Genomic DNA, 21,608 nt, shown 5'->3' on the forward strand with positions numbered 1-21,608 from the left:
ATCAAGGGGCGGTATCAGCGCCTGCCTATCGCATTGCTTGGCGCGCGCCGCAATCGCCCTGCTGCGCTCTTTTCGGGCAAAATCGGTCGAACGCCTTTGCCAGACGGGGCAAGCCGCACTATTTGGCAAAGATTACGTCTTACAGCCCCATGCAGAAAAGGTCCCTTGATGGATATCGCGATCAGCCCGACCCGTCCCGATGCCGACACTCTGGTCCTGGCCATGCCCAAGGGCACGCCCGACCGCCTGCCGGTCGCCGCATCCGCGACGCTGGTGGCGGGCGCTGCGGCTGCGCGCTTTACCGGGGAAGTGGGCACGACGTTCGAGAGTTTTGCGGACGAGGGCGGCAAGGTGCTGCGCATCGTGCTGCTGGGCACGGGGACGGGGAATGACGCGGACCTGGAGCGCGCCGGTGGCGCATTGACCGCCCGCCTGCTGACCAGCGGGGCGACCCATGCAGCGGTCGAATTTGTCGGCGGCGCGAGTGGCGCTGGCGCGGCGCGGCTGGCGCTGGGCGCGCTGCTGCGCGGCTGGCGGATCGACACATATCGCACCCGCCAGCCGGAAAAGGCCAAGCCGACGCTGACGACGGTGACGATCGTGTCGGCCGACGCTGGCGCGGCGTGGGAGCGGCATGCCGCCGTCGCGGCGGGTGTCGCGCTGACCCGCGAACTCGTGTCGGAACCGGCCAATATCATCTATCCCGAAAGCTTCGTCGAGCGTTGCCAGCATCTGGCCGAACTGGGCGTGAAGATCAGCGTGCTGGACCGCCCGGCCATGGAGGCATTGGGCATGGGCGCGCTGCTGGGCGTGGCGCAGGGTTCGGCGCGCGACGCGCGGTTGCTGGCGCTGGAATGGGACGGCACTGACGGCGCGGTGGAAACGCCGCTGGTGCTCGTCGGCAAGGGCGTGACGTTCGACACGGGCGGCATATCCATCAAGCCCGCCGCTGGTATGGAAGATATGAAGTGGGACATGGGCGGCGCGGGCGCCGTCGCCGGCGCGATCAAGGCGCTGGCCGGGCGCAAGGCCAAGGCGCATGTCGTGGGCATTTGCGGGCTGGTCGAAAATATGCCCGACGGCAATGCGCAGCGCCCCGGCGACATTGTGACATCCATGTCGGGTCAGACGATCGAGGTGATCAACACCGACGCCGAAGGGCGGCTGGTGCTGTGCGACGCGCTGACCTGGGCGCAGAAAAACTACAAGCCCGATACGGTGGTTGATCTGGCGACGCTGACGGGCGCGATCCTGGTATCGCTGGGCGATCAATATGCCGGGCTTTTCTCCAACGATGACGGCCTGTCGGACGATCTGACCGCGGCGGGCAAGACGGCTGGCGAACCGCTTTGGCGCTTCCCGCTGTCCGACGCTTACAACAAGCTGATCGACAGCCCGATCGCCGATATGAAGAATATCGGTGGCCGCTATGCCGGGTCGATCACCGCCGCGCAGTTCATCAAGCGGTTCATCGACGATGGCGTCAAATGGGCGCATCTCGACATTGCAGGCATGGTCTGGTCCGACAAGCCCGGTGCGACGTTCGACAAGGGCGCGACCGGCTATGGCGTGCGGCTGCTCGACCAGTTTGTCGCGGACAAGTTCGAACGGTAAGATGCCCCCACGCCCGTTCGGGCTGAGCCTGTCGAAGCCTTGTCCTTCTTCGAAAAGAAGAACGCCCCCCTTCGACTGCCTGCCAAGGCAGGCGCTCAGGACAGGCTTCGACAAGCTCAGGGCGAACGGAGTTAGGATTTTAAGGCCATGCAGGTCGATTTCTATCAGTTGAGCCGTGATCCCGTCGATCAGGTGCTGCCGGCTATCGCCGCGCGCATCCTGGCGATGGGTGCGCGCCTGCTGGTAGTGGCGCAGGAGCCGGACTGGCTGGAGCGGATTTCCGCCGGGCTGTGGAATGGCCCGCCCGACAGTTTCCTGGCGCATGGCCATGCGGGCGAAGCGGGGGAGGGGCATCAGCCGATCCTGCTCGGCGCGTCCTGCGATGCCGCCAATGGCGCGCGTCATGTCGCGCTGGCCGATGGGTTGTGGCGCGAACAGGCGCTCGATTTCGACCGGGTTTTCCACTTCTTCGACGACAGCACGATCGAGGCGGCGCGGGCGAGCTGGCGGGCATTGGCCAAGCGCGACGGGATCGAATCCCGCTATTTCAAGCAGGACGGACGCAAGTGGCTGCAAATGGCATAGCCGGGGCTTAGGCGAAGCCCCTTGCGGCCCGGCCCGGCCCCGTCTAAAGGCGCGCGCAGCATTTCCAACCATTCGGAGTATCGAGGGCCATGGCCGTCACGCGCACTTTTTCGATCATCAAGCCCGACGCGACCCGTCGCAACCTGACCGGCGCTGTCACCAAGATGCTGGAGGAAGCCGGTCTGCGCGTCGTCGCATCGAAGCGCATCCGCATGAGCCGCGAACAGGCCGAAGGCTTTTACGGCGTCCACAAGGAACGCCCCTTCTTCGCTGACCTCGTCGCCTTCATGATTTCCGGCCCGGTCGTCGTGCAGGTGCTGGAAGGCGAAAACGCCGTGCAGCGCAACCGCGACATCATGGGCGCGACCAACCCGGCCAATGCCGACGCTGGCACGATCCGCAAGGAACTGGCCGAATCGATCGAAGCCAATTCGGTCCATGGTTCGGACAGCGAAGAAAATGCCGCGACCGAAATCGCCTTCTTCTTCAAGCCGGAAGAAATCGTCGGCTAACGCCGCGATCCCATCGGTCTGAAAAAGCCCGGTCCTTCGGTGAAGGGCCGGGCTTTTTCATGGCTCTGCTATTTGCGGGCCGCCACCAGCGTGGACCAGCGGGTGTCGATTGCGGCCACAGGCGCCTTGCCGACATTGCGCGTCACCAGAGAGAGGCCGCGCAACGTCACGTCATGCCCCGATAGCCAGCGGCCCGCTATGCCATAGCCGATGTCATAGATCGCGCTATCCTCCCGCGCTTCGCCATTGACGACGAAGCGCGTGGTGATGACGACCGGCAGCTTTTCATCGCCCACGCTGTTGTCGGGCAGCTTGGCCTTCGCCCTGGCCTTTTTGAGCGCGTTATCGAACCAGTCGGCCTCGATCCGCGGTTCGCCTGTCGTGGATACCGGCGCAACGCCCAGCGCAGCAGGGAAGATGAGCGTCTGGCTCTGCACGATCTGGTCGGGCGCGGCAGGCTTCAGCACCAGCCGGTCGTCCCCGTCCGCCTTGGCCTCCAGCACCAGCTTGGCAGCGCGGGCCGAAGCCTGACGGCTTTCGCTGGCCTTGTCCGCGCGCGCGTCGCGCTTGTCCGACCAGTTGAGATAAAGGGTCAGCGCGGAAATACCCACCGCCAAGACCGCCAGCATTTCACCCAGGCTGATCCAGCGGCGACGGATCGCGGCAGCTTCCTGTGCACGGGCTTCCTGAGGCGTGTCGGGTGCGTCGCTCATCGTTTCAGGCCACCTGCGGCGGCACCTCGAACCGGTCGATGACCCAATCTTCGGCCTGTGCGCCGCCAATCCACTCCTGCATCCAGGGGTGGGCGATGATGGCGTGCATATAGGCTTCGGCAAAGCGGGCCACGGGCAGTTGATAGGTGATGAGGCGCGTGACCACCGGCGCGAACATGACGTCGGTCGCCCCGAACGGGCCGAACAGGAAGTCGCCTTCGCCGCCATGGCGGGCGCGGGCCTGCGCCCAGAGCTGCATCAGTCGCGCCAGATCCTGCTTGACCGCTTCGGACGGCGGCACCGCATCATAAATCTGACGGATGTTCATGCTATGCTCGCGGCGGAGCGCGGCGAAGCTGGAGTGCATTTCGGCCGCCATCGACCGGGCCATGGCGCGCGCGGCGGGATCGGTGGGCCAGAATTTCTCGTTCCCGGTTTTTTCATTGAGATATTCGACAATCGCCAGGCTGTCCCACACGACAATATCATCGCCGTCCCACAGGATCGGCACCTTGCCGGAGGAGGGGGCGAATTCGTCGCCTTCGCGCCGCTTTTCCCACGCTTCGTCATAGAGGGGGACGACCGCCTCTTCAAAGGGCAGGCCGGACAGCTTGCACGCCAGCCAGCCGCGCAGCGACCAGCTCGAATAGGCTTTGTTCCCGATAAACAGCTTCATCATGCCCCCGCTTTAGCCGGAGCGGCGCGCAGAAGTCGAGGGGCGGGACAGCGGCGACGAAACAGGATTTTGGAGCCGAGCCGGAATCCAATCCACGATGTTTCTGTTTTTATTTTCAAATATGTAATGAAAATAAGATGGTTAATAAGGCCCCCAGAAAGGCCCCAGTTCGTTCTTGCTGGAATCGGGAATCACATTGGGTTCCCAATTACTTACCGCAAAGCTAGGCACAAGGGAACGGACCATGAATGGAGCGAGGTAGCAGTGAATGCCCGCCGCTCATCGTCGCGCGACAGATCATCTTCTTTGCGACAATGCAGCCGACGACAGACGTAAAAAGGACGCGGCATCTTTATCCCGCGCCCTTTCCTATGCGATGGCGTCGCGCTTACAGCTTATCGGTCAATTCCGGCACGATCTTGAACAGATCACCCACGAGGCCGATGTCCGCCATCTGGAAGATCGGTGCATCCTCATCCTTGTTGATGGCGATGATGGTCTTGCTGTCCTTCATTCCGGCAAGATGCTGGATCGCCCCGGAAATGCCGACCGCAACATAGACTTCCGGCGCTACGATCTTGCCGGTCTGCCCGACCTGATAGTCGTTGGGCACATAGCCCGCATCGACCGCCGCCCGGCTGGCTCCGACCGCAGCGCCCAGCTTGTCGGCCAGCGGATAGATGACTTCCTCGAACGTCGGCCCATCCTTGAGCGCCCGACCACCCGACACGATGATCTTGGCGCTGGTCAGTTCCGGCCGCTCAAGCTTGGCGATCTCCGCCCCGACAAAGGACGACAGCCCCTTGTCCCCAGTCGAGGCCACCGCTTCCACCGTGCCCGAACCACCCTCACGAGCCGCCTTCTCGAACGCGGTGCCGCGAACGGTGATGACCTTCTTGGCATCCTTGCTCTTGACCGTGGCGATCGCATTGCCCGCATAGATCGGCCGCGTGAACGTGTCCTCGCCTTCGACCGACAGGATATCGCTGATCTGCATCACGTCGAGCAGAGCCGCAACGCGCGGCGCGATATTCTTGCCGTTGCTGGTGGCGGGCGCGATGAAAGCATCATGATGCCCCATCAGTTCCACGACCAGCGGCGCGATATTCTCGGCAAGCGCATGACCATAGACGGCGTCGTCAGCGACATGCACCTTGCCCACGCCCGCAATCTGCGCGGCGGCAGCGGCAACGCCATCGACGCCTTCGCCAGCAACCAGCAGATGCACTTCGCCCAGCTTCGCAGCGGCGGTGATGGCCGAAAGCGTCGCGTCCTTGACCGCGCCGCCCTCATGTTCAACCCAGACAAGCGTCTTCATGCGGCAACTCCCATGGCCTTGAGCTTGGCAACCAGTTCATCGACATCGGCGACCTTGACGCCGGCGGTGCGCTTGGGCGGTTCGACCACCTTGAGCGTCTCCAGCCGTGCGCCGATATCTACGCCATAATCGGCAGGCGTCTTCTGCGCGAGCGGCTTGGATTTCGCCTTCATGATGTTGGGCAGCGACGCATAGCGCGGCTCGTTGAGACGCAGGTCAGTGGTGATGATCGCCGGCGTCGACAGCTTCACCGTCTCCAGCCCGCCATCGACTTCGCGCGTCACCGACACACTGTTGCCCTCGACCTCGACCTTCGACGCGAACGTGCCCTGCGGCAGGTTCAGCAGCGCCGCCAGCATCTGGCCGGTCTGGTTGCTGTCATCATCGATCGCCTGCTTGCCCAGGATGATCAGGCCAGCGCCTTCCTCTTCCTGTACCTTGGCGAGCAGCTTCGCGACGGCCAGCGGCTCGACCTCTTCATCGGTCTGGATCAGGATCGCCCGGTCCGCGCCCATCGCAAGGCTCGTCCGCAGCGTTTCCTGCGCCTTGGCGACGCCGATCGACACGGCGATCACCTCGGTCGCCACGCCCTTTTCCTTCAGGCGGATGGCTTCTTCGACCGCGATCTCGTCAAACGGGTTCATGCTCATCTTGACGTTCGCCAGATCGACGCCCGTGCCGTCCGCCTTCACGCGCGGCTTCACATTATAATCAATGACCCGCTTCACGGGCACAAGGATCTTCATGGCTTGCTCCATCTTGTCAATGGTCCGACCAATAAGGGATGATAGGCGTCTGTCAATCCCGTTCGGTCCGGCCATTGCGCCTTTCTCGGCGTCGGCTATAGATTTGCGCATCTCTATCGGAGCGCACTCTATGGCATCGTCCCCGTCCCCCAAGCCCAGTTTCGCTCCCATCAAGACGCGCCGCGCGTTCGAGGTGATCTGTGAACAGATACGGGAGCAATTGGCGGCGGGGACGCTCAAGGCGGGGGACAAGCTGCCTGCCGAACGGGAATTGGCGGTTGAGTTTCAGGTCAGTCGCAGCGCGTTGCGGGAAGCGCTACGCAGCCTGGAGGTCGCGGGAATCATCCGCAATGTGAAGGGCGCGAAGGGAGGGGCGTTCGTGCAGACGGCCGAGCCGGACCGGATCGTGCAGGCGATGCAGGATTATGTCCATCTGGGTGATATTTCGCTGGGCGAACTGACCGAGGCGCGGCTGGCGTTGCAGGACATCATCGTCCGTCTGGCGTGCGCGCGCGCCACGGAAACCGACCTGGCGGAACTGGAGGCGATTGCCGAACGGACGAAGCGGGAAACCAGCGTGGAGGCGCGCTATGCCTGTGCGGTGGAATATTATGCGGTGCTGGCCCGCGCGACCAAGAACCGCATCTTTGGCATCTTCGTCGATTCGCTATCGGCGATCCTGCACGAATTTGTGCGGGGGCCGGACTATGAGACGTTGCAGCAGTCATTGATCGAATCTCGGTTCAAGCTGGTGCGGCATTTGCGGGCGAAGGATGAGGAAGCGGCCGTTGCGGAAATGCGCAAGCATCTGGAACGGGTGCATCGCCATGTCCGCAAGAACAGCAAGGCCGCCGCCAAGGGCTGATTGACCGCGCCATCTTTGCCATGCAATAGGTAGGACCATTAAATATATGGATCCATAGGTAGGTGCGGCATGGCGGATGATGGCAAGATTGTGATGGCGGGCGCGCTGGACGGCGTGCGGGTACTGGATTTCACCAGCGTCATGGCCGGGCCTTTCGCCACCCGGATGCTCGCAGACCTTGGCGCGGAGGTCATCAAGGTGGAGTCGCTTGAGGGCGATCAGGTCCGTGCGCGGCCGCCCAAGCGAGACGGGCATAGCGCCTATTTCGGCAATCTGAACGCGGGCAAGCAGTCGATCGCCTGCAACCTCAAATCGCCCGAGATCATCGCGCTCATGAAACAGCTCGTCGCCACCTGCGACGTGCTGGTGGAGAACTTCCGGCCCGGCGTCATGGCGCGCTTCGGCCTCGACTTTGCGACGCTGGCGGCGATCAATCCGCGGCTCATCTATTGCTCCATCTCCGGCTATGGCCAGACCGGGCCGAAGGCGCTGTTCCCGGCCTATGCGCCGGTCATCCATGCGGCCAGCGGTTTCGACATGGTGAACCTGCGCTATCAGGACGGGGCGGATCGGCCCGCGACCAGCGGCATTTTCATCGCTGACGTGCTGGGCGGCACCCATGCGTTCGGCGCGATCCAGGCCGCGCTCTATCAGCGGGAGCGGACGGGGCAGGGGCAGCATATCGACCTGTCGATGCTGGAAGCGATGGTCGGCATGCTCGTGTTCGAGACGCAGGAGGCGCAATTTCCGGGCGACGCGCGGCGGCCGCTCTATACGCCGCTCAAGACCAATGACGGTTTCATCATGGTCGCGCCGACCAGTCCGCGCAATTTCGAGCAATTGTCGGACGCCGTAGGTCATCCCGAATGGCGCGACGATCCGCGCTTCCTGACCAATGCGGATCGCAATGCCAATTGGGCAACGTTGCTGGCGCTGACCGAGGCGTGGACGATAGAGCGCAGCGCGGCGGAGGCCGAGGCGATCCTGTCGCGCCATGGCGTGCCATGCGCCCGCTATCGCGAGATTGGCGAGTTGCTGGACGACCCGCAACTCGCGGCGCGCGGCGCGTTCGCACAGGTGCATGACGGCGCGGGTACGTTCAAAGTGCCCAATCCGCCTTTCCGCATGAGCGGATCGCGGGTCGAGGCACGGGATTATGTCGCGCGACTGGGCGAGGATGGCGCGACGGTGCTGGCCGGGCTGGGCTTGAGCGCGGAGGTTGTCGCGGCGTTGCGGGCCAGCGGCGATCTGGGCTGACACGCGCGTTTGTAAAAGGTCCGAAGTTCACACCGTCGTGGGCTACGCATTTGCGTGGATGCGGAATGGTGGCGTGAATTTCGCAATAGGAGATTTTTTGCGAAGTTAATGCGTGTCCCTGTGCGGACGGCGCGCGGGGTGGAGACGGACGGTTGGAAAGAGCCTGGGTGGATTATGGCATGAGGTCGGGATGTAGGACAGTGGGAGGATGGCCGATTTCGGAATGTCGCCTTACCGGCGGGTAGGAAGGGATAGCCGCCGGTCCCCCTTAGGGCAGGCGACACGATCATGAACGGAAGTGGCTGCCTGTCGCCCATCGACCAAGGTAAGACTTCTGTCCCTATCGATTCAAGCATGCCAACGTCAGCCCAACGATCCAAGCGTGACCGCGCGTTTGATCCTGCTATGGCCGAGCGCGGGCAGTGTTCAATCATGGCGCAGCCCTAGTAGGAGAAGATGCATGCTTTTTCTGAGGATCAGCGTGCAATAGGCACCCCCTTCGTGGGGTGATCGGCGTGCAAAAAGGACCCCTTCATCCCGGGGATTTAGTCGGCCGACTGGTTTTGATCAGTTGGCGAGAACGGGATGTTGATCGTGGAGACAGTGGTTCGGATTCGGCGTGAGCATGCAGCGGGTAAGGCGATCAAGGCGATCGCTCGTGACCTTCGTTTGTCGCGGAAGGTCGTCCGCAAAGCGATCCGGTCGCCGGAGGCGGCGTTCAACTATCAGCGCAAAGTCCAGCCGCTGCCGCGGATCGGTCCTTATCAGGATCGTCTCGATGCGCTGCTTGAGGAGAACGAAGGTCGCGGCCGCCGCGATCGGCTACGGATGACGCGTATCCATGACCTGCTGGTGCGCGAGGGGTTCGATGGATCCTATGATGCGGTGCGCCGCTATGCGGCGCGCTGGCGTGCTGCGCGGCGGAAGGATGCTGGCGAAGGCGCACCGGCGTTCATCCCGATGACCTTCCAGCCGGGTGAGGCCTACCAGTTCGACTGGAGCCACGAGGATGTGGAGATCGCCGGCAAGCCGATGCGGGTGAAGGTGGCGCATATGCGTCTCTGCGACTCGCGCGCACCCTATGTCCGGGCCTATCCGCGCGAGGGCCAGGAGATGCTGTTCGATGCCCATGCCCGGGCGTTCGCGTTCTTCGGCGGTGTGCCGCGACGCGGTATCTACGATAATATGAAGACGGCGGTGACGGCCGTGTTCACCGGCAAGGAGCGTGTGTTCAACCGCCGCTTCCTGATCATGACCGATCATTACATGGTCGAGCCGACCGCCTGCTCGCCGGCGGCGGGATGGGAGAAGGGCCAGGTCGAGCAGCAGGTCCAGACAATCCGAGGCCGCTTCTTCCAGCCGCGGCTCCGGTTCGCCAGCCTGGCCGAGCTCAACGGGTGGCTGGAGGCCGAGTGCCGGCGCTGGGCCGAGCATCATGCCCATCCCGAACGCGGGGATATTACCGTCGCCGAGGCGCTGGATATGGAGCGACCGGCCCTGCAGCCGATCCTGGCACCGTTCGACGGCTTCCATGAGAGCGAGCATGCCGTCACCGGCACCTGCCTCATCAGCTTCGATCGCAACCGCTACTCGGTCATGTCGACGGCCGCACGCCGGACCGTTCAGGTGCGCTCCTATGCCGATCGCATCGTCATACGCTGCGGCGATGCGATCGTCGGGGAGCATGAGCGCCACTTCGGTCGGAACCGCACGATATACGATCCCTGGCATTATCTGCCGGTCCTCGCGCACAAGCCCGGCGCGCTGCGTAACGGCGCACCGTTCCAGGACTGGGATCTGCCGCCCGCCCTGCACCGATTACGGCGAAGGCTCGGCACCGGGGACGAGGCCGATCGCAGGTTCGTGCGGGTCCTCTCGGCGGTGCTCACCGATGGCCTGGAGCCGGTAGAGGCTGCCGTGCGCGAAGCGTTGGCGAACGGAACGGCCAGCGACGAGCTGATCCTCAACATCCTCTCCCGGCGCCGCGAGCCGGCGACACCCCACAGCATCGTCACTTCGGAAGACCGGATGCTGCAGCATCCTCCGCTCGCCGACTGTGCCCGCTATGATCTGCTGCGAGGCTATGATGCAGCGGCATGATATGATCGACACGATGCGCGGCCTCGGACTCAAGGGCATGGCGGCGGCGTTCGACGAGGCGGTCACCACCGGCCTCCAGCGCAAGCGCACCACCATGGAGATACTGACCGACCTGCTCCGTGCTGAGGCGACCCACCGGGATGCAGCCTCCATCCGCTATCGGATGACGGCTGCGAGGCTGCCCGTGGTGAAGGACCTGGAGCGGTTCAGCTTCGAGGGCACACCGATCAATGAGGAGATGATCCGCTCCCTTCACGATGGCTCCTTCCTCCCGCCTCGCCGCAATATCGTGCTGGTCGGCGGCACGGGGACAGGCAAGACCCACCTCGCCATCGCGATCACCGCCAATGTCGTGCGAAGGGGCGCTCGCGCCCGCTACTTCAACACCGTCGATCTGGTGACACGCCTCGAAGAGGAGACCCGGATCGGCAAAGGCGGGACCCTGGCGGCGCAGCTGTCGCGGCTCGACCTGATCGTTCTCGACGAGCTCGGTTATCTGCCGTTCGCCCGCTCGGGAGGGCAGTTGCTGTTCCACCTCATCAGCAAGCTTTATGAGCGGACCAGCGTCATCATCACCACGAACCTCGCCTTCGGCGAATGGCCGACCGTGTTCGGCGATCCCAAGATGACCACGGCGCTGCTCGACCGCGTCACCCACCACTGCGATATCGTCGAGACGGGCAACGACAGCTGGCGCTTCAAAAACCGCAGCTGACAGCCACCTTCGGCGCCTTCAAAAATCTATCTTGCGCTGCGCGCGCCTCCGGTCGGGCTACGCCCGCCCTCCGCCGCACGCAGCGCAAGGCCATCTTCAACAAACCAGCATCATATTATCTGAAAAGGGGGTCCCTCTTCGACGCCGATCGGGGGTCCCTTTTGAACGCCGTTTGACATGCTTTTTCACACGATGGTGGGGGCGAACGACATCGACCGGGCGAAGCGCTTTTACGACACGGTGCTTGGTACCCTCGGAGTTGGGGAGGCGACGATCAACGTGGCCGACAGTGGCCACACGCGCCTGATCTACAACAGCGGGAATGGGGCCAATTTCATTGTCACCCAGCCGATCAATGACGAACCGGCAACTGTCGCGAACGGCAGCACCATTGCTTTTTCATGTAATTCGTCAGAGCAGGTGAAGCAGTTTCATGATGCTGCAGTTGCCAATGGTGGCATGTCGATCGAGGTAGCGCCCGGTCCTCGCGAAACAGCGTCTATGGGTACGATCGTACTCGCGTACTTCCGCGATCCAGATGGAAACAAGCTATGCGGCATCCACTTCCCCAAATGACGCTGCTTGGCATCGTTTAGCCTGATTCAGCTGCCCGCCAATGATTTGGTGGGGCAGCTGGTCGCTCTCTTCCCGTTCCATTTTGGCCGATTTCGGAATGTCGTCTGTGGATGGCTCCCGCGTTGCAAGCATAAAGTGATGATCTGACGTTCCGTCGGGTGCAGTCGTCTGTCCGGCCTGTTGATGCAGTCGGTGTAGACTGCTGGCCCTGATGGTGTCCGCGAACAAGGTCCGATCGGCTTTGCAGGCTATTACGCCTATGACATTCCCTGGGTTGTCCTTGTTCCCGGTCCGACCGGTTTTGCCATCACATCCTTCGCTCTCACAACCTCGTGAAGCTGATCTCCTCAGCTAAGCTCTTAATCTATGCCGCAGCCAGCATCGGCGCATGCCCGCCTTCGAAGACGCCGCCGCGCGCCATGACTGCCCATGCGATCCGCGCCATCTTGTTGGCGATGGCGACCGAGGCGACACGCGCGGGCTTTCTGGCGAGCAACGCGACGAAGCGCGGATCGACCGTGCTGGGTTTCTGCTTGGCGTATCGGACGAGCGCGGTTGCGCCGACAACCAGGAGCTGCCGCAGATATCGGTCGCCCATCTTGGTAATGCGCCCCAAGCGTTCCTTGCCGCCACTCGAACTCTGTCGCGGGGTCAGCCCTAGCCAGGCGGCGAATTGGCGCCCTGACGAGAACTGGCTTGGATCGGTCACCGACGCGGCGAGTGCGGTCGCGCCGATCGGCCCGATACCAGGGATCGTCGCCAGGCGCCTTGCCCTGTCGTCGCTCCGCTGCAGAGCGGCGAGACGCAGATCGAGCTTGCGCAACTGAGCGTGAAGCTGGAGCAGTTGTCCTGCCAGCATTGCGACGACGTTCGCCGCTTCGGGCGGCAAGTCGAGCTCGGACTCCCCGTCGACGATCTCCCGCGCCATCTGCAGTGCCTTCACGATCCCTACTGGGATGGTGGTGCCCAGCTCGGCAAGCACGCTGCGCATCATGTTGACCAGCTGCGTGCGCTGTTTGATCAACAGCTGGCGCACGCGGTGCAGTGACAATGCCGCCTGCTGCTCGCGCGACTTGATGGGCACGAACCGCATCGTCTGACGTGTAACCGCTTCGCAGATTGCCTCCTCGATGTCCGCATCTTTCATGGTCTCAACACCCTCGGAAAAAGTGACGCCAGCGTTTCGGGGCCGTATTCCGTCGAACCTACTGGCGTCATTCTCAAGCGTCGTCAGAACATGGCAATGATAATTGTCTTCTGGAGGCGATGCTATGAGCCAATCAAGCTGATTACGTAAGTCGATCAGCGCTTCTCGATTACAATACGCTGTTAGGCCATCGGCTGCGAAATTCAGACAGAGGCGGGATTTGTCGTTTGCTTCAGGCTGCATACGGACATCAATACATGCAAAGCGGCAGGTCCGCTATTGGTCGCTTCTGCCCAGTCGGCTTTCCCGCCCAAAACCGGAAAGGCCGGTCATCAGCGGGACGCATCGATCCTGAGATCGGGGACGCCCACGATGGGTGGAGAGGGGACGGTCCGCTTTCGGCTTTTCAAGATCAACTATAACCGCCTGCTACCCGTCAGCTTACCGTTCGATGACCAAAGAGAAAGGCACTAGAGCAGCCGCACATTTGATCCGCGCCACCGCCCCAACTTCATTATTGATAAGCATTGAATTGCCATGGCCGAAACCTATTGCGTCCCACTGGAACCGCTTTTGGCCGCAGCGCAGCATTGCTTCAGATAGCGCTGACTCCCCTGTGTTATTGGTGGCAAAATTCCGCCAACTGCCGCTTCCCTTTACTATTTCTGGGGGCTTTTTCACCCAGTCCTCCGCAAAGCTAATTCGGATCACAGGGCTCGCTTCTCTTGCACTGGCGAAGAGTGGAGTGATACAAAATGCTATGATAAGGATCAATCTAACCATTGAAACCTCGCTAAGATAGGCAAACGGGTTCGGCAGCCTGAGGCCGTAAAACACACCATTGCAGTGTAAGGTTTTGTCCGCAATTGGTGATCCCAATCCACCAAACCAACGACAAAAAATGGTCGGTTCCACCCCGTCAGCTTTCCCGCTCGAAACCGGACAGGCCGGTCATCGGAAGGGCACAGCGATTCGGATATCTGCGCCGCCCATGACCGGTGGGAAGCGGGCGCTAAGTCCGTCTAGGAAGTAGGCGATCATTGGGTTCGCGAAACCGAAACCACCTTTGAGTCACTTTTGCGTAGTTCCATCTCAATCCCACCACCAGCGTAACGGAGAGAAAAAGTTTTCGGATCAAACGCAGGATGCAAGCTGACGCACCACAGGTTTCCACAATCGATTACGTTGATATTGTATCCTTTTCCATCTGGATCGAAAGATTTTCGACCAAAATGGTCTTCGGCATACCGAACTGCGGCGACCTCAGGCTGATCCGAGGGGCTTGAACAAGCGGCGATCGCAAAAGCGACAAACACAGTGGGGACAGTCCTCATGGTGACAGTTCAATCCAAAAGGCGAATGTCCGCAAGTGGTCGACGGCCGACCGTCTGCTTTTCCAACGCCTGAACCTGAACGAATGACCGCTTCCAGGAAATAGAAAAGAGCCGCTGGACGGCGACAAGTGGCGCATACCAGCCATTAGGCGGGAGACGCCCTACAGCCCTCCCGCCCACACCCTCTTTACCGCAACAACTCCCGCGCAATCGTATTGCGTTGAATCTCCGACGACCCCTCGTAAATCCGCGTAATCCGAATGTCGCGGTACAGGCGCTCGATCGCAAAGCCCCGGCAATAGCCTGATCCACCGAAAATCTGGACTGCCGTGTCGACCGTGCGGCTGCCGGCTTCGGTGGCGAACAATTTGGCCATGGACGCCAGCTCACGTTTTTTCTCACCCTGGTCGTAGCGCCAGCAGGCGTCGAGCAGGATCAGGCGTGCAGCGCGCATGTCCGTCGCCATGGTGGCGATATAGTGGCGGATCGCCTGAAAATCGGAGATGACGCCGCCAAAGGCGGGGCGCTGTTTCGATTCCTCAATCGCCAGTTCCAGCGCATATTCGCCCATGCCGACGGCGGTCGCGCCGACATTCATGCGGCCCTCGTTCAGGCCTTCGAGCGCATAGTGGAAGCCGCGCCCTTCTTCGCCGAGCAGGGCGTCGGCGGGCAATTGGCATTCGTCGAAGGTCAGTTCATAGACGCCCGGCGTTGCGGTGCCCATTAGTTCGATCGTGCCAGTGACGGCAAAGCCGGGCGTGTCGGCGGGCATTAGGAAGGCGGAAATGCCGCCGCGTGGCCCGGCGGCCTTGTCGGTATAGGCATAGACGATCACATATTTGGCGTTCTTGCCGTTGGAAATATAGGTTTTGGAGCCGTTGATGACCCAGCCGTCGGCATTGCGGGTGGCGGTGGTGCGCATCGAGCCCGGATCGGAGCCGCTATTGGGTTCGGTGAGGGCAAAGGCGATCGGGATTTCGCCTGACACCATGCCGGGGATCAACTGCTGCTTTTGCGCTTCCGAGGCATGATAGACGATGTTGCGCGCGCCCGGACCCATGAGCGGGCGCAATTCGGTCCAGAATTGGGGGGGAAGGCGGGCGAGTTCTATCTGCACTGCCGCCTGCGCGAGTGCGCCGAGGCCCAGGCCGCCATATTCTTCCGGCAGCGACAGGCCGAAATAGCCATTATCGACCAGCGTTTGCCGCACGATCGGCGGCACTTTGCCGGTGGCCTGAAATTCCGTTTCATAAGGCAGCAGGTCGCGCACGATGGCGCGGGTGACGTCGCAAAATTCCTTGATGTCGTCGGGCAGTTCAAAGTCCATGGGTGCCTCCTTTTTATCCGAATCCGTCGGGCGGCCGCGCGCGCCTCTCGCTAATGGTCCTACCATTACAGTAATGGTCAGTCCATTAGAATTTCGGCTGATTTGGGCAAGGGGCCGCTGTCCTTTGGGGCAGTTGTCCGGTAAGGCTGCGGTCGCCCGATGACGCCACAGCGCGCGGGCGCAGGGTAACAAGAGTAAGCGGCATGGCGACCGATCCGTTCGACCTCAATCTGCGCCACCTGCGCGCGCTGCTGGCGATCCGCGAACATGGCAGCATTACCGCCGCCGCCGATGTGGTCAGCCTGTCGCAACCGGCGCTGACGCAGGGGCTGGCCAAGCTGGAGCGGCAGTTCGGCTACACCTTTTTTGAGCGTCGGTCGGGCGGGATGGTGCCAACGCCCATGGGCGAGATCGTGATCGAGCGGGCGCGCGCGGCGCTCGATCATCTGTCGCAGGCGGCCAAGGGCTTGTCGGGCGTGTTCCATTATCCTGAGCGGCTAATGACGATGACGCAGTTGCGCGCCTTTCTGGCGTTGGCGGAGGCAGGGAGTTTCGCGGCGGCGGCGCATGGTAGCACTCTGTCGCAGACGGCGGTGCATCGCGCGGTCGGCGATCTGGAGCAGATGATCGGCGGGAAGCTGGTCGAACGGCGGGGGCGGGCGGTGTGGCTCAATCCGGCGGGGAAAAGGCTGGCGCGCGGGACAAGGCTGGCGGTGGCGGAGATCGTCGCGGCGCTGGCGGACATCGGGCGCGATAGCGGGAGCGGGAGCGAGCTGATCGCGTTCGGGGCGCTGCCATTGGCGCGGCCTTATCTGGTCCCCGCCGCCATGGCGCGGATGGCGCGGAGCGATCCGCGCGCGGCGTTCAAGGTGCTGGAGGGAAGCTGGCGCGAGCTGGTGGAGCCGCTGCGCGACGGGGTGATCGACATGGTGGTCGGCGCGTTGCGGCCGTTCGAGATTGCCGATCTTTATCAGTTGCCCTTGTCGGAGGATCGGCTGGTGATTGCGGCGGGGAGCCAGCATCCGCTGGCCAAGGTTGACAAGCCGACGATGGAGCAACTGGCCAGCTATCCCTGGATCGTCGCGCCCGCCAATTCGCCGTTGCGCGAACAATGGGAAAAGCTGTTCGGGGCGGGCAAGGTGCCAGCGACGCCGGTCGAGTGCGGATCGGTGATGATCATCGGGCGGTTGTTGACGGAGGGGGATTTCCTGACCCTGCTGTCGCCCGATCAGGTGGCGTTGCAGATCCGCAGCGGGCTGCTGACCCAGGTCGGTCCGCCGCTGGAGGACAGCAAGCGCGTAGTGGGGATCACGACGCGGCGCAGCTGGCGCCCGACCGCGACGCAGCGGCGCTTTCTGGAAATGCTGGGCGAGGCGGCCAAGGGCGAGCGGGTGGCGGGCGCGCCGCCGGACTTGCGAGAATCGGGCTGGGTGTGAGGCTATCGCGGGTTGCTGGCTTCAAGCGCGGCGATGCGGCCCTTCAGACGATCAGCAAGCGAAGGGCGGATCGGCTGTCCGGCGAGCAATTTGCGCCATGTATTGTAACTGATGCCGAAGCGGGCGTTAAGCGCTTCGTCGGTGCGGCCAGTCACCAGCCTTTGCATCTGGAGGATCATCTCCTCCTCCAGATGCACGCCATTGCTGTTGTCCTGCTGCACGATGCGCGCCTCAGTCCAGGTTGATCCAGACCGCCTTCGTTTCCAGATAATCCTCGATATGGTGCGCGCCGGACTCGCGGCCAAAGCCGCTCATGCGATAGCCGCCGAAGGGGACGGCGGGGTCGAGCATCTGGTAGCAATTGACCCAGACGGACCCGGCGCGGATGCCGCGCGCCATGCGGTGCGCGGTGGCCAGGTCGCGGGTCCATACGCCGCCTCCCAGGCCAAATTCGGTGGCGTTGGCGCGGGTTAGAACCTCCTCTACGTGCTCGAATGTGAAGGCGGAGAGCACCGGGCCGAAAATCTCTTCCCGCGCGATCGTCATGTCGTCGGCGACATGGGTGAAGATGGTGGGTTCGATGAAATAGCCTGCATCATAGCCCGCGCCGCTCATGCGATTGCCGCCGGTCAGCGGGCGGGCGCCTTGCGTGTTGGCGCTGGCGATGAAGCCGAGGATCTTGTCCATTTGGGGCAGGGAAACGACCGGCCCCATCTGGGTGGTCGGGTCCAGGGGGTCGCCGACCTTGATCGTCTTCGTGAAGGCGGCCAGACGCTCCATGAATTCGTCGTGGATTGTGCTTTGCACGAACAGGCGCGTGCCCGCGCTGCAAATCTGCCCGGCATTGGCGAACACGGCCATGGCGGCTGCAGGGACGGCCTTGTCGAGATCAGCGTCGGCAAAGACGATGTTGGGCGACTTGCCGCCCAGTTCCACCGTTACGCGCTTCATCGTTCCGGCGGCGGCGTGCAGGATTTTTTCACCGACGCCGGTGGAGCCAGTGAAGGCGATCTTGTCGACGTCCGGGTGGCTGGAGAGCGCCGCGCCTGCATCGCCAAGGCCCGTGACGATGTTGATGACGCCGTCCGGTACGCCCGCTTCCAGGCATAGTTCGCCAAAGCGCAGCGCGGAAAGGGGCGTCTGTTCAGCGGGCTTCATGACGAGGGTGCAGCCGGTAGCGAGTACCGGCCCCGCCTTCCACACCGACATGCCGATCGGGCCATTCCATGGGTTGATTGCTGCGACCACGCCGATCGGTTCCTTGAGCGTATGGGAGAGGACGTCGCCCATCGCGCTATTGTCGATCGTGTCGCCCGCGATCAGCGTTGCCTGCCCCGCATAATAGCGCAGCAATGCGCCTGCGCGGGCTTTGCCCATGATCGTGCGGCTATAGGGTGCGCCAAGGTCCAGCGTGTCGAGCATCGCCAGTTCCTCGAAATGCTGCTCCACCAGATCGGCGAGGCGCAGCATGATGCGCTGGCGCTCCACCGGCTTCATGCGCCGCCATGGCCCCTCGAACGCGGCGCGGGCCGATTTGACCGCGCGGTCGACATCCTCCGCCCCGCCCTGCGCAACGGTAGCCAACAGATCGCCGGTGGCGGGGTTGCGGGTCTCGAAACGCTGCCCCGACAAAGCGGGGACGCGCTGGCCGCCGATCAGCATGTCCTGATGCGGGGTGTCGAGCAAGGCGGGGCGCGGGGGGATGATGAGTTGGGTCATGGGAGCTTCTTTCAGGCGGCGATGTTGGATGTGACGGCGTCTTGCAGGATGAACTGTGCCGCGCGCTGGGCGATCATCATGGTGGGGGCGGAGGTGTTGCCGCTGATGATGTCGGGCATGACCGATGCATCGACGACGCGCAGGCCGGATACGCCGCGCACGCGCAGGCGACTGTCCACGACGGCCATCGGGTCGCTGTCCGGCCCCATCTTGCAGGTGCCGGTCGGATGATAGGCAGTGTTGACGATCTTGCGCAGGGCGGCGTCGATCTCGGCGTCGCTTTGATGCTGCGCGCCCGGTTCGATTTCTGCGCCGGTCATGGCGGCGAGCGCGGGCTGGGCGAAGATATGGCGACAGGCGCGAAACCCGGCGATCAGCGTCTGCATGTCATAGGGATCGGCAAAGAAATTGGGATCAATGACCGGCTTGTCCTCCGGCCGGTTGCTGGCCAAGCGGACCGACCCGCTGCTTTTGGGACGCAGCAACTGAATGAGCCCCATATAGCCGTGGCGGCGGGGGACCGAACGGGCGTCGAGCTTCAGCCCGGCGAGGAAGGTGATCTGGATGTCCGGGCGACCCGTTCCGTCGGTGCAAAGGAAACCGCCGGCCTCCGCGACATTGGACGCCAGCATCCCTTCGCGTTTCAGCAGATATTTGAACGGGCTGGCCAGGATGCGGGGCAGAACCTTGGCCGATACGGCATAGGATTCCGCCGACGGGTTCTCCATCGCGACATGGACGGTGGGATGGTCCTGCAAATGCGCGCCGACGCCGGGCAAATGGTGGACCAGGTCGATGCCCATCTCGCGCAGATGATCCTGCGGCCCGATGCCTGACAGCATCAGCAGTTGCGGCGAATTGGTCGCACCCGCGCACAGGATGATTTCCCGCCGGGCGGCGATGGCGCTGCGCGCGCCGCCCGTCTCGATCTCCAGCCCTACCGCGCGACCCCGGTCGAACAGGATGCGGCGGACCATGGTGTCCGCCATGACGGTCAGGTTGGCGCGATCCAGCACGGGGTGGAGGAAGGCGCGGGCGCTCGACAGGCGGGTGCCGTTGCGTTGGTTGAGGTCGTAGCGGCCAAAGCCGTCCTGCCGATCGCTGGCGAAATCATCATTGCGGCGATGCCCGGCCTGTTCTGCCGCGTCGACGATAGCGGCGCTGACCGGGTTCCAGCTTTTGGGCTTCTGCACGTCCAGTTCGCCGCCCTTGCCGTGCCAGGGCGTGTCGGGACCGGCGTAATTTTCGACTGCCTTGAACGCGGGCAGGACATCGTCATAGGCCCAGCCGTCATTGCCCGCCTCGGCCCAGGCGTCATAGTCGGCCCTTTGCCCGCGAATATAGACGCCGCCATTGATGGCGCTGCATCCCCCGAACAGCTTGCCGCGCGGGAAGTTGATCGTGCGGTTGTTGACGGCGGCGTTGCCGGTCAGCGCCTGTTTCCAGTTATATTTTGCGTGCGGCAGCAGGAAGATATTGCCGACCGGCATCGCGGTCTTGAGATTGACCGGCCATTTTTTGTCGGACGGCCCCGCTTCGATCAGGGCGACGCGATTGGCCGGGTCGGCCGACAGGCGATTGGCCATCAGGCTGCCCGCCGAGCCGGAGCCGATCACGATATAGTCGAAGCTGTCGCTCATGATAGTGCGTCCTTGCGGCCTAGCGCGGGCACATGGCCCCGCACGGCGATGAAGCCCAGGGCGTTGACCAGCATCAGGGCGGCGAGCGCGCCGAAGAAGCCGAGATTGCCCCAGTCGATGAGGAGCGCGCCCGCCACCGCGCTGACGATCGCACCGATGCGGCCCGCAGCGCCCATCAGGCCCAGGCCACGGGCGCGCAGGCCGGTGGGGAAAGCGTGCGCGCCGACTGCGAACATGGCCGATTGCGCGGCGCTGGCGAACAGGCCGAGCGCGCCGAGGCAGGCAAGGACAGCGCCTTCGTTCCGCGCGCCGCTGATGGGGAGCAGGGCGAGGGTGGCGCAAACGGCCGCCCCGACGATCGCCATCAGGATCAGCACCGGACGCGATCCGAAGCGGATGATGGCGAGCGATGCGATCATCGCGCCGATGGTGCCGCCGATGTTGAAACTGGTGAGGCCAAGGCTGGCGGTCTGGAGGCCGAAGCCCGCGCTGGTCAGCATGGTCGGCGCCCAGTTGAACATGAGATAGATCATGAACATGCCGGAGAACATCGCCACCGACAGCGCCAGCGTGTCGCGCAACAGGGCCGTGCCGAACAGGTTGCGCATCGGTTCGTACCGGGGTGCTTCCCCGGCGGCGAGCGGGATGTGGGCGACAGAGGCGGGATCAGGGTGCCCGATGCGGCGCAAGATGCGGTCGAGTTCAGCGGCGCGATCGGGCCGTTCCGCCAGATAGCGGGGGGATTCGGGCAGGACGAACCAGAGCCACGCGACGAAGATCATCGTCACGCTGCCGCCGATATAGAAGAGCCAGCGCCAGCCAAGGCCCGGCAGGATCAGCGCGGCCGCGACCCCGCCCAATATCCCGCCGATCGACACGCACACCACGCCGAAGGTGACGGCGACGCTGCGCCAGCGGACGGGGGTGAATTCGGCGATCATGGCGCTGGCGGTGCCGGGAACGCCGCCAAGGCCCACGCCCGCCAGCGTCTTGAGCGCGGCAACCTGCCACAATGCCGTGGAAAAGCCGGTAAGCAGGGTCGCGAAGCCGAAGATGGCGACACCGATGATGAGCGCGCCGCGCCGTCCGAAACGGTCGCCTACCCAGCCCGATGTCAGCGTGCCGATGGCCATGCCGACAAAGCCCAGCGCGAACACGGACCCCAATGCCGTTCGGTCGATGCCCCATTCCTGGAGCAAGGAGGGCGCGGCGAGGCCAAGCATCTGATTGTCGAGGCCGTCGAGAATGACGGTCGCGGCGATCATCAGCACGGACCAGATCTGGTAGGACGACATGGGTATGTCATCCAGCATCCCTTTACTGCTGCC

General features: G+C 63.3%; 19 protein-coding genes and 1 pseudogene. 9 read left to right on the forward strand and 11 right to left on the reverse strand.

The window, feature by feature from the left end; all coding sequences use genetic code 11:
• The first annotated feature begins 168 nt into the window (after window positions 1-168).
• From AC07X9_RS00630 to ndk, 3 genes are all read left to right on the forward strand, one after another.
• Window positions 169-1,614 (forward strand): leucyl aminopeptidase, encoded by a 1,446-nt coding sequence (locus AC07X9_RS00630; protein ID WP_017182741.1) that lies wholly within the window; start codon window positions 169-171, stop codon window positions 1,612-1,614.
• Between the two features lie 147 nt (window positions 1,615-1,761).
• A complete protein-coding gene (locus tag AC07X9_RS00635) occupies window positions 1,762-2,199 on the forward strand; it encodes a DNA polymerase III subunit chi (protein ID WP_017182740.1) in 438 nt (145 codons plus the stop codon).
• A gap of 89 nt (window positions 2,200-2,288) precedes the next feature.
• Window positions 2,289-2,711 (forward strand): nucleoside-diphosphate kinase, encoded by a 423-nt coding sequence (ndk, locus tag AC07X9_RS00640; RefSeq protein ID WP_006953431.1) that lies wholly within the window; start codon window positions 2,289-2,291, stop codon window positions 2,709-2,711.
• 68 nt (window positions 2,712-2,779) lie between these two features.
• Here the strand turns inward: ndk and AC07X9_RS00645 are convergent, their stop codons facing one another.
• The 4 genes from AC07X9_RS00645 to AC07X9_RS00660 all read right to left on the reverse strand — a co-directional run bounded on the left by AC07X9_RS00645 (window position 2,780) and on the right by AC07X9_RS00660 (window position 6,164).
• Window positions 2,780-3,424, reverse strand: coding sequence for a hypothetical protein (locus AC07X9_RS00645; protein WP_017182739.1), 645 nt, complete (start codon window positions 3,422-3,424; stop codon window positions 2,780-2,782).
• A gap of 4 nt (window positions 3,425-3,428) precedes the next feature.
• Window positions 3,429-4,103: a glutathione S-transferase family protein gene (locus AC07X9_RS00650; RefSeq protein ID WP_017182738.1), complete on the reverse strand. Its 675-nt coding sequence runs from the start codon at window positions 4,101-4,103 to the stop codon at window positions 3,429-3,431.
• A gap of 385 nt (window positions 4,104-4,488) precedes the next feature.
• Window positions 4,489-5,418 (reverse strand): electron transfer flavoprotein subunit alpha/FixB family protein, encoded by a 930-nt coding sequence (locus AC07X9_RS00655; protein WP_017182737.1) that lies wholly within the window; start codon window positions 5,416-5,418, stop codon window positions 4,489-4,491.
• Window positions 5,415-6,164, reverse strand: coding sequence for an electron transfer flavoprotein subunit beta/FixA family protein (locus AC07X9_RS00660; RefSeq protein ID WP_017182736.1), 750 nt, complete (start codon window positions 6,162-6,164; stop codon window positions 5,415-5,417). Before AC07X9_RS00660 ends, AC07X9_RS00655 begins: the two co-directional genes overlap by 4 nt.
• Window positions 6,165-6,294: 130 nt before the next feature.
• Here AC07X9_RS00660 and AC07X9_RS00665 point away from each other — a divergent pair, with 130 nt between their 5' ends.
• The 5 genes from AC07X9_RS00665 to AC07X9_RS00685 all read left to right on the forward strand — a co-directional run bounded on the left by AC07X9_RS00665 (window position 6,295) and on the right by AC07X9_RS00685 (window position 11,677).
• Entirely contained in the window at window positions 6,295-7,029 is a 735-nt protein-coding gene (locus AC07X9_RS00665; RefSeq protein WP_017182735.1) for a FadR/GntR family transcriptional regulator, read from the forward strand.
• A gap of 69 nt (window positions 7,030-7,098) precedes the next feature.
• Complete coding sequence (locus tag AC07X9_RS00670) at window positions 7,099-8,286, forward strand: CaiB/BaiF CoA transferase family protein (RefSeq protein ID WP_017182734.1); 1,188 nt, start codon at window positions 7,099-7,101, stop codon at window positions 8,284-8,286.
• A gap of 585 nt (window positions 8,287-8,871) precedes the next feature.
• Window positions 8,872-10,386: an IS21 family transposase gene (istA, locus tag AC07X9_RS00675; RefSeq protein WP_021238707.1), complete on the forward strand. Its 1,515-nt coding sequence runs from the start codon at window positions 8,872-8,874 to the stop codon at window positions 10,384-10,386.
• Window positions 10,373-11,101: an IS21-like element helper ATPase IstB gene (istB, locus tag AC07X9_RS00680; RefSeq protein WP_031304487.1), complete on the forward strand. Its 729-nt coding sequence runs from the start codon at window positions 10,373-10,375 to the stop codon at window positions 11,099-11,101. Before istA ends, istB begins: the two co-directional genes overlap by 14 nt.
• Window positions 11,102-11,278: 177 nt before the next feature.
• Complete coding sequence (locus AC07X9_RS00685) at window positions 11,279-11,677, forward strand: VOC family protein (RefSeq protein WP_086485411.1); 399 nt, start codon at window positions 11,279-11,281, stop codon at window positions 11,675-11,677.
• A gap of 364 nt (window positions 11,678-12,041) precedes the next feature.
• On the opposite strand, the pseudogene AC07X9_RS00690 reads toward AC07X9_RS00685, so the two are convergent.
• The 3 genes and pseudogenes from AC07X9_RS00690 to AC07X9_RS00700 form a co-directional block, all read right to left on the reverse strand.
• Window positions 12,042-12,818 (reverse strand): annotated as a pseudogene (locus AC07X9_RS00690) (IS110 family RNA-guided transposase); the annotation flags it as partial.
• 447 nt (window positions 12,819-13,265) lie between these two features.
• On the reverse strand, window positions 13,266-13,739 hold the full coding sequence (locus AC07X9_RS00695) for a hypothetical protein (protein ID WP_140159548.1): 474 nt from the start codon (window positions 13,737-13,739) through the stop codon (window positions 13,266-13,268).
• Between the two features lie 606 nt (window positions 13,740-14,345).
• A complete protein-coding gene (locus AC07X9_RS00700) occupies window positions 14,346-15,485 on the reverse strand; it encodes an acyl-CoA dehydrogenase family protein (protein WP_017181774.1) in 1,140 nt (379 codons plus the stop codon).
• Window positions 15,486-15,688: 203 nt separating this feature from the next.
• Between AC07X9_RS00700 and AC07X9_RS00705 the strand changes: the two genes are divergently transcribed.
• Window positions 15,689-16,921, forward strand: a complete 1,233-nt coding sequence (locus AC07X9_RS00705; protein WP_017181775.1) for a LysR family transcriptional regulator — start codon at window positions 15,689-15,691, stop codon at window positions 16,919-16,921.
• A gap of 2 nt (window positions 16,922-16,923) precedes the next feature.
• Here the strand turns inward: AC07X9_RS00705 and AC07X9_RS00710 are convergent, their stop codons facing one another.
• From AC07X9_RS00710 to AC07X9_RS00725, 4 genes are read right to left on the reverse strand one after another with little or no spacing between them, the layout of a single operon-like run.
• Window positions 16,924-17,142, reverse strand: coding sequence for a hypothetical protein (locus tag AC07X9_RS00710; RefSeq protein ID WP_017181776.1), 219 nt, complete (start codon window positions 17,140-17,142; stop codon window positions 16,924-16,926).
• A 10-nt stretch (window positions 17,143-17,152) separates the two neighbouring features.
• On the reverse strand, window positions 17,153-18,640 hold the full coding sequence (locus AC07X9_RS00715; RefSeq protein WP_017181777.1) for an aldehyde dehydrogenase family protein: 1,488 nt from the start codon (window positions 18,638-18,640) through the stop codon (window positions 17,153-17,155).
• An 11-nt stretch (window positions 18,641-18,651) separates the two neighbouring features.
• The gene (locus AC07X9_RS00720) at window positions 18,652-20,280 is read right to left on the reverse strand and encodes a GMC family oxidoreductase (RefSeq protein WP_086485412.1); all 1,629 of its coding nucleotides are present in this window, start codon (window positions 20,278-20,280) and stop codon (window positions 18,652-18,654) included.
• A complete protein-coding gene (locus AC07X9_RS00725) occupies window positions 20,277-21,575 on the reverse strand; it encodes an MFS transporter (protein WP_198430255.1) in 1,299 nt (432 codons plus the stop codon). The genes AC07X9_RS00720 and AC07X9_RS00725 overlap by 4 nt, the downstream gene beginning before the upstream one ends.
• Window positions 21,576-21,608: the final 33 nt, after the last annotated feature.

The organism is Sphingobium sp. GW456-12-10-14-TSB1, from assembly GCF_059424385.1.